The sequence below is a fragment of the Nocardia sp. XZ_19_385 genome (assembly GCF_015355755.1).
Classification (GTDB): Bacteria; Actinomycetota; Actinomycetes; order Mycobacteriales; family Mycobacteriaceae; genus Nocardia.
In genome coordinates, this window is sequence record NZ_JACVEE010000005.1 from 152,728 (window position 1) to 160,984 (window position 8,257).

The 8,257-nt window shown below is 70.8% G+C and carries 6 protein-coding genes; all 6 read left to right on the forward strand.

The window, feature by feature from the left end; all coding sequences use genetic code 11:
- The first annotated feature begins 12 nt into the window (after positions 1-12).
- The 6 genes from IBX22_RS32850 to hrpB all read left to right on the forward strand — a co-directional run bounded on the left by IBX22_RS32850 (position 13) and on the right by hrpB (position 8,181).
- Entirely contained in the window at positions 13-1,026 is a 1,014-nt protein-coding gene (locus IBX22_RS32850) for an iron ABC transporter permease (RefSeq protein WP_228539986.1), read from the forward strand.
- Positions 1,026-2,036, forward strand: a complete 1,011-nt coding sequence (locus IBX22_RS32855) for an iron chelate uptake ABC transporter family permease subunit (protein ID WP_194819694.1) — start codon at positions 1,026-1,028, stop codon at positions 2,034-2,036. Before IBX22_RS32850 ends, IBX22_RS32855 begins: the two co-directional genes overlap by 1 nt.
- The gene (locus IBX22_RS32860) at positions 2,033-2,845 is read left to right on the forward strand and encodes an ABC transporter ATP-binding protein (RefSeq protein WP_194819695.1); all 813 of its coding nucleotides are present in this window, start codon (positions 2,033-2,035) and stop codon (positions 2,843-2,845) included. The genes IBX22_RS32855 and IBX22_RS32860 overlap by 4 nt, the downstream gene beginning before the upstream one ends.
- A gap of 39 nt (positions 2,846-2,884) precedes the next feature.
- Entirely contained in the window at positions 2,885-3,901 is a 1,017-nt protein-coding gene (locus IBX22_RS32865; RefSeq protein WP_194819696.1) for an ABC transporter substrate-binding protein, read from the forward strand.
- A 120-nt stretch (positions 3,902-4,021) separates the two neighbouring features.
- Positions 4,022-5,584, forward strand: a complete 1,563-nt coding sequence (locus tag IBX22_RS32870) for an alpha/beta hydrolase (protein ID WP_309234886.1) — start codon at positions 4,022-4,024, stop codon at positions 5,582-5,584.
- A gap of 98 nt (positions 5,585-5,682) precedes the next feature.
- Positions 5,683-8,181 (forward strand): ATP-dependent helicase HrpB, encoded by a 2,499-nt coding sequence (hrpB, locus tag IBX22_RS32875; protein ID WP_194819697.1) that lies wholly within the window; start codon positions 5,683-5,685, stop codon positions 8,179-8,181.
- Positions 8,182-8,257: the final 76 nt, after the last annotated feature.

Here is an 8,257-nt window from a genome sequence, read left to right on the forward strand (position 1 = left end):
TACTCTCCGTCCATGGCATCGGTAGACACGGCCCGCGGGCCCTCGATGCGGTACCGAATACCGGTGCTGCTCCTGGCGTTTGCTGCGCTGCTGCTGGTCTGCCTGCTGAGCCTGGCTTTCGGGGCGCGTTCGGTGCCCCTGGGCACCGTGGTCGACGCGCTGCTGGGCGATGCGCAGGGGCGCGACGCGATGGCCGTCACGGGCTTGCGGCTGCCACGCACGATCGTTGGTCTCGTGGTCGGTGCGGCCCTCGGGCTGGCCGGCGCGGTGCTCCAGGGTGTGACGCGCAATCCGCTGGCCGCGCCGACCACGATGGGGATCAACGCGGGCGCGAGTTTCGCGGTGGTCGTGGCGATTTTCGCGTTGCACCTCGCACATCCGGTCCAGTTCGTGTGGTTCGCCTTCGCCGGCGCCGCCGGGGCCGCGCTGTTCACCCTGACGCTGGGTCGCCGGGCCGGAGATCTGGACCCGACGCGACTGGTTCTCGGCGGCACGGTGCTGCACCTGGTGCTGGTCTCCTGGACCTCGGCGGTGCTGTTGTTCAGCGAGCGCACCCTCGACGAGGCGCGCTTCTGGATCGCCGGGTCGATCGCCGGGCGCGATTTCGACGTGTTGACTCCGATGTTGCCCACCTTCGCCCTCGGTGCGGTGGCCGGGCTGGCGATCGCGCCCGCGCTCAATACTCTTGCCCTCGGTGACGAGGCGGCCGTGTCACTCGGTTTGCCGGTGGCCCGGATTCGTTTGGCGGGCATGGTGTCGGTGGTGCTGCTGGCCGGTTCGGCGGTCGCCGTCGCCGGGCCGATCGCGTTCATCGGTCTGGCCGCGCCGCATCTGGTGCGGTTGGTGCTCGGCAACGACCAGCGCCGAATCCTGCCGGGCTGCCTGATCGCCGGGCCGCTGCTGTTGCTCGGCGCGGACATCGTGGGCCGCGTCATCGCCCGGCCCGGGGAGCTGGAGGTCGGCATCATCAGCGCGTTCCTCGGTGCGCCGCTGCTGGCCCTGCTCGCCCGCCGCCGGGAGGTGTGATGAACAACGTGCGTGCGAGGCGGACCCTGCTCGTCGGCGTGCTGTGCGCCGCCGCGCTGGTGGTACTGGCGACGATTGCCCTGACTGTCGGCGAAGTCCAGATGTCGGCGATGACTGCGCTACGCGCCGCGTTCGGGTCGGGCGACCCCGGCGAGGTGTACATCGTGCAGGAGTTCCGGGCCCCGCGGCTGATCGCGGGTGTCCTTGCCGGTGCGGGCCTGGCCGCGTCGGGCGCTGTGCTGCAACGACTTTTCCGCAATCCGCTGGCCTCGCCCGACGTGATGGGCGTGACCGGCGGCGCCTCGCTGGGTGCGGTGGTGGTGCTCGCTATCGGAGCGAGTCAAGCGCTGATCCCGGTGGGGGCGTTGGCCGGTGGCTTCCTCGCGGTGCTGCTGCTCGCGGCGATCGGCTGGCGGGCCGGGTTTCCGGTGACGCGGCTGGTGCTGGTCGGTCTGGCGGTGCAGGCGGGTCTGGCGGCCGCGGTGAACTTGATCGTGGTGCGGTTCCCCCGGGAGCTGGCGGGCGCGGCGGAGCAGTGGACCGCGGGTTCGCTCTACGGGCGCACCTGGCCCGAAGTGCAGGGCGCCGCCGTCGCGTCGGCGCTGGTGCTGGGATTGCTGTTCCTGCAATACCGGAAGCTCGCCGTGCTGGATCTGGGCGACGAGTCGGCCGGCACGCTCGGCATCTCGGTGTCCTCGGCGCGGTTGCAGCTGCTGGTGACGACGGTGGCGCTGGCCGCGCTGGCGGCGGCACTCACCGGGCCGATCGCGTTCGTGGCGCTGGCCGTGCCGCAGCTGGTGCGGCTGCTGGTCGGTCCGCCGACCGCGGCGACCCTCGCGGTCACCGGCCTGGCGGGTGCGGTGCTGCTGGTGGGCTGCGATCAGGTGGTACAGCACCTGCTTCCGGTCGAGGGACTGCCGGTCGGCATCCTCACCGCCACCATCGGCGCGCCGTGGTTGTTGTATTTGATGCTGCGGGAGAGCAGCCCGGTCAATCGGAGAACCGCATGAGCCCCAACGAATTGGCCGCGCGGGACCTCGGCCTGCGCTACGGCGATCGCGCCGTGATCGACGGCCTGGATCTGGAGCTGCCCGGCGGCGCGGTGACCGCGATCGTCGGCCCGAACGCCTGCGGGAAGTCCACACTGTTGCGCGGGCTGACCCGGCTGCTGCGGCCGTCCGGCGGGACGGTCACCCTCGACGGCGCCGATATTCACCGGATGCCGGCGCGGGCGCTGGCGTTGCGGCTGGGATTGCTGCCGCAGCAGCCGATCACGCCGGAGGCGATCACCGTCGAGGCGCTGGTACGGCTGGGCCGGTATCCGCATCAGCGATTGCTGCGACCGTGGTCGCCCGTGGACCAGGCCGCGGTCGAGGACGCGTTGCGCCGCACCGGCACCACCGAGCTGCGCGCTCAACAGGTGGACCAGCTCTCCGGCGGCCAGCGCCAAAGAGCTTGGATCGCAATGGCTTTGGCGCAGGACACCGAGGTGTTGCTGCTCGACGAGCCGACCACCTTCCTGGACCTGCGCCATCAGCTCGACGTGCTCGACCTGGTCGCCGATCTGCATGCCGAAGCCGGGCGCACCGTGGTCATGGTGCTGCACGACCTCGGCCAGGCCGCCCGCTACGCCGATCACCTGGTGGTCCTGCACGACGGCCGCCTGGCCGCGGCCGGTCCGCCCGCGAAGGTGCTCGACGCGGACTTGGTGCGCACCGTGTTCGGTGTCGACGCCCTGGTGATACCCGACCCGGAAACCGGGACCCCGCTGGTCGTTCCGCGTAGCAGAGCAGCCCGGCACACCGCCGCTCGTGTCTGAGCGGTTGCCCCGAACCCCAACCAGAAATGAGGACGAATCATGTCCACCCGACGATTTCGCCTGCCCGGATTCGGCCGCCTCGGCGTCGCGCTGATCGCGGCCGGCCTCGGCCTCTCCGGCCTGACTGCCTGCGGAAGTGACTCCGCCGCAACCGATTCCGGCGCCGCCGCGGTCGCGCAGGGCGCCTTCCCGCGCACCCTGGACACCGTGAAGGGTCAGGTGACGATCCCGAAGGCGCCCAAGCGGGTGGTGGTGCTCGACACCGCCGAGCTCGACTCGGTGACCCTGCTCGGCATCAAGCCGGTCGGTGCGGTGGTGCCGCACACCAAGACGCGCGGCGGATTCCCGGCGTACCTGGGCGACAAGGCCGACGGGGTGACCGATGTCGGCCCGCTGCTGGAGCCGAATCTGGAACGCGTCGCCTCCTTGAAGCCGGACCTGATCCTGTCCTCGAAGGTGCGCCACGACAAGATCTACGACAAGCTGAGCGGCATCGCGCCGACCGTGTTCACCGAAACCACCGGTGGCCCTTGGAAAGCCAACCTACTGGTGCACGGTAAGGCGCTGGGCTTGGACGAGCAGGTCGCGACGGCCCTGAAGAACTACGAGGATCGGGCCCGCGCACTCGGCGCTGCGATCAAGGCCAAGAACGGTGCGCTGCCGACGGTTTCGGTGATCCGCTTCCTGGCCGGACCCACCCGGCTGTACATGAGCAATTCCTACAGCGGTGTGGTGCTCGGTGATATCGGTCTGGCGCGTCCGCAATCCCAGATCGCCGACGGCCCAGACGCGAAGATCATGAAGGAGATCAGTCCGGAGCAGATCGATCTGGCCGATGCCGAGCTGATCTTCATCGCCACCATCGACGACCCGGACAAGACCGAGAAGAAGGGCGTCACCGCGGGCCCGATCTGGCGGGATCTGCCCGCGGTGAAGAACGGCAAGGCAATCGAGGTCGACGACGAGATCTGGATGTCGGGCATCGGTATCCAGGCCGCCGAGGGGATGTTCGCCGACATCGCCGCGGCGACCGGCGTCGAGCTCCCCGCCAAGTAGCCGGCCGCGCCGGCGCCGGGGTGTGGTCAAGGTCTCCGTTTGTGGCACCCGATCTCGCGGGTATGGCACGATCACCCGGTTCGTCGCTCGGTTGCAGGAGGCTCTGGTTTGGATGCGCGTGTGGGACCCAACAGGTTTCGATGGGTCCGGCGCGCCGCCTCGGCTCTGGCGCTGGCAGTCGCCGTCCTCGGGATGCCGGTACCCGCCGCCGCGAACGACGCCGATTCCTATGTAGATCCGCTGGCCTCGGCTGCCTACACCCCGGTGCTGGGCTGGTCGGACTGCCAGGACGGGTTCGAATGTGCTTCGGCGCGGGTCCCGTTGGACTACAACCAGCCCAACGGCGCGCAGATCGACCTGGCAGTGATCAAGCTGCCGGCCGCCGATCCGGGGCGTCGTATCGGCACGTTGTTCGTCAACTTCGGTGGGCCCGGCCCGTCCGGCGTCGATCGGTTGCGCGAGCGCGCGCACTGGCCGTGGTTGTTCTCCGACGAGCTGCGCGCGCAGTTCGATCTGGTGTCCTGGGATCCGCGCGCGGTGGCGCGCAGCTCGGCGGCGCGGTGCTTCTCGACCGTGCAGGAGCAGCTGGCGTTCCTCGGCTCGGTGCCCGAAATGCCCACGGCTCCAGGCGAAGAGACCGCCTTCTACAACTGGTCCCGGGAATTCGGCGAGCGGTGCAAGCAGCAGGCCGGTCCGATCCTGGACCACGCCTCCACCGCTAACACCGCCCGCGACCTGGAACTGCTGCGTCGCGCGGTGGGCGACCCGAAACTGACCTACCACGGCATTTCCTACGGCACCCAGGTCGGCGCGGTCTACGCGAACATGTTCCCGAGCCGGGTGCGAGCCATGGCGTTCGACGGGTCGATGGACTTCGAGGGCAATGTCGACGGCCACGAGGGACAGGGCACCGTCGTACCCCTGGACACCAGACAAGATGTAGCCCAGGGCATCTCGGAAACCTTCGACGCGTTCCTGCGGCAGTGCTCGGCGGCGGGACCACGGTGCGCGTTCGCCGCCGGGGAGCCGAAGCTGAAGTGGATCGTGCTCGCCGAGCGGGCTCGACTATCCCCGATCCGGCTGGACGGCCAAGCCTGGACGTATTCGGCGATCATCAATGCGGCAGCGGAACTTTCGCAGTCCGCCACCTACCCGGAACTGGCGAGCCTGCTGCAGCAGCTGTTCGACGCGGGCACCACGCTGCCCGGCATCCTGCCGATCGCCAAGGGCGCGTCCTACACCGGCAACCGCACCGAGGCCTTCCATGCCATCCAGTGCGCCGACAGCACCGTGCCGACCGATCCGGAGATCTACACCCGCGCAGCGGTTTCGGAGGATCTGCGGGTGCCCTACTTCGGGCGCATTCCGGTATTCGGCAGCGCCACTTGCGCTTTCTGGCAGGGCCGCGACGCCGACCGCTACACCGGTCCGTGGGATCGCCGCACCGCCGCACCGATCCTGGTGCTCAACAGCCGATTCGACCCCGCGACCCCGCTGCACGGCGCCTACGCCGGCGCCGACCAGCTGGCCGAGGCGCGCGTGGTGGTGATCGAGGGCGCGGGCCACAGCAGCATGTACGTGCCGAGTTCCTGCGCCGAGCGCATCAAACGGGAGTACCTGTTCACCGGCGTGCTGCCGCCGGACGGCACCCGCTGCGGCATCGACCGCTCACCTTTCGACTGAGTTCCGGGCACCGGCGGCGCGGGTCCCCGTCGCCTCCGCGACCGGGCGAGCTGCCCGGATCGCAGCCGGGCCGACCGGGCGCGGCAGACTGATCGGTGATGAACCTGCCCGAACTTCCCGACCTGCCCGTGCGGCCGCATCTGACTCGGATCACCGAGACGCTGGCCGCCGCGGGCACCGCGGTGCTGGTGGCGCCGCCCGGTACGGGAAAGACCACATTGGTGCCGCTGGCCCTGGCGGCGGCGACCGGCGGCCGAATCGTGGTCGCGGAGCCGCGCCGGTTGGCTGCCCGTGCGGCGGCGGCCCGGATGGCGGCGCTGCTGGGGGAGCAGGTCGGGGGCACCGTCGGCTACTCGGTGCGCGGCGATCGCCGGGTAGGGCCGAAGACACGGATCGAGGTCGTCACCTCCGGCCTGCTGGTGCGCCGGTTACAGAACGATCCGGAGCTGTCCGGCGTGGACGTGGTGGTACTGGACGAATGCCACGAACGCCATCTCGATGCCGATCTGCTGCTGGCGCTGCTGCTCGACGCGCGTGCGGGCCTGCGTCCGGATCTGCGGGTGCTGGCCACCTCGGCCACCGTCGCCGCAGACCGGCTGGCTGCTCTATTAGGGCGCAGTCCCACTGCCAGCGACAACCCTCAGCCAAGGTTCGGAGATGTCGCTCAGAGTGGGACGAGCACGGTCCCCGCCCCGGTGCTCGAGGTGCACGGTCGAGCGTTCCCCGTCGAATTCGCCTATGTGCCGCCGCTACCGCGGGAGCGGATCGAAGCGCAGGTGGCGCGCGCGACGCGCAGCGCACTGGCCGAAACCGACGGTGACATCCTGGTTTTCTTGCCGGGCGCGGCGGAGATCCGCCGCACCGCGGACCTGTTGTCGGGTGTGGCCGACGTGGATGTCGTCCCGCTGCACGGCCGCCTGTCAGCCGCGCATCAGGACAGCGCATTGCGCCCCGGTGCGCGGCGGCGGGTCGTCCTGGCCACGGCGGTCGCCGAATCCAGCCTGACGGTGCCCGGAGTGCGAGCGGTGGTCGATTCGGGGGTCGCACGGGTGCCGCGCATCGATCACCGGCGCGGCCTGTCCGGGCTGGCGACGGTCCGGGTATCGGCGGCGGTGGCCGAGCAGCGGGCGGGTCGAGCCGGCCGTGAAGCGCCGGGCAAGGCGTGGCGCTGCTGGCCCGAGCACGAGCACGCGACTTTGCCGGCCTATCCCGAACCGGAGATCCGCACCGCCGACCTGACTCGCCTGGCTTTGGAACTGGCCTGCTGGGGCACGGCCGATGGGCAGGGGCTGGCGTGGTGGGACGCGCCGCCCGCCGGTGGCCTGAACGCGGGGCGTGCGGTGCTGAGTGCGCTGGGGGCGGTGGAATCCGATGGGGCGGTGACAGATCGGGGCCGCCGGATGGCAGCGATCGGCCTGCATCCTCGGCTGGCGCGTGCGCTGCTCGATGGCGCGCCCGTGGTGGGTGCGCGGGCGGCCGCCGAGGTAGTGGTGTTGCTGGACGACGACACCTTGTCGCCCGCAACCGATCTCGTCGCCGCGATCCGATCTCTCCGCCGGGACCAACCGGCGCGCTGGAAGCGAGAGGTCGAGCGCATCGCCCGGCTGGTGCAGGGCGCTTCCGTAGGTGAGGATGATCCGGCTTATGTTGCCGCACTTGCCTATCCGGAGCGCCTGGCCCGCCGTCGCGGGCCGGGTTCGACGAGCTATCTGATGGCAGGTGGAACGGCGGCGATGCTGCCGCCCGGTTCGGGTCTGGGCGACGCGGAGTGGCTCGCGATTGCCGGTGCGGCCCGAGATCCCGGTCGCTCCGAAGGCCGAATTCGCCTGGCCGCCAACGCCGATGCCGAGCTGGCCCGCCGGGCGGCGCCGAATCTGCTCGGCACCGTCGACGAGGTGGACTGGATCGACGGCGACGTGGTCGCCCGCCGGGTGACGCGCCTGGGCGCGATCGTGTTGTCGGAGCAGCCATTACGCGACCCCGATCCGGCGCTGGTCGCCGCCGCCGTCCGCCGCGGCTTCGCCCTCGACCTGCTGCGGTGGAACGACGACGCGCTCGCGCTGCGGCAGCGACTGGATTTCCTGCACCGCACGCTCGGCGCCCCCTGGCCCGCTGTCGACGACGCCGGGTTGCTCGCCGACTTCGACAGCTGGCTCGGCCCGGAGCTCGGCGCCGCCCGCCGCCGCGCCGATCTGGAACGCATCGACGCGGAGCGGGCATTGCGCCGCCTGCTGCCCTGGCCGGAGGCCGCCCGCTTCGACGAGCTCGCGCCGGAACGGCTCGAAGTGCCCTCCGGCAGCCGGATCCGCCTCGACTATGCCGCGGATCCACCCGTTCTGGCGGTAAAAGTCCAGGAGATCTTCGGCTGGACGGACACCCCGCGACTGGCCGGCGGCCGGGTCCCGGTCGTGCTGCATCTGCTCTCCCCGGCGCGCCGTCCGGCCGCGGTGACCGCTGACCTCGCCTCCTTCTGGCGCACCGGCTGGCCGCAGGTCCGGGCCGATCTGCGCGGCCGCTACCCCAAGCACGCCTGGCCCGAGGACCCTGCCACCGTCACCGCCCATCGCGGCACCGCCCGCAACGCGTCCCGAGGCTGACCCGCGCCGCTGGCTATGGCCTGGCTACCAAAGCCCGCTGTTGTCGCAGATCACAGAGCTGGCGCGCCAAGAGTGT